This is a genomic window from Pseudomonas sp. SWRI51 (assembly GCF_014268825.1).
GTDB classification, from domain to species: Bacteria; Pseudomonadota; Gammaproteobacteria; order Pseudomonadales; family Pseudomonadaceae; genus Aquipseudomonas; species Aquipseudomonas farsensis.
Map to the genome: position 1 here is coordinate 1 of NZ_JABWRG010000210.1, position 236 is coordinate 236.

The 236-nt window shown below is 63.1% G+C and carries 1 pseudogene; it reads right to left on the minus strand.

Annotated elements, in window-relative coordinates:
• Nucleotides 1-112 (minus strand): annotated as a pseudogene (locus HU720_RS24055) (two-component system response regulator CreB); the annotation flags it as partial.
• Nucleotides 113-236: the final 124 nt, after the last annotated feature.

Consider the following 236-nt stretch of genomic DNA (forward strand, 5'->3'; position numbering starts at 1 on the left):
GGGCCGCGGTGCCCAGGGTCACCCACACGGTGCTGTGGCCCTCGGCCTGCAGGGCGTAGATCAGGGTATCGGCGATGGCGGCTTCGTCTTCGACGATGAGAATGTGGGGCATGGCATCCGGCCTTGCTGAGGGCGAAGCTGGACATATAGGCAAGTTTCAATGAAGACGCAATCCTCTGTAGGAGCGGCCTTGTGTCGCGAAGGGGCGCGCAGCGGCCCCAATATCTGTGCTGCTG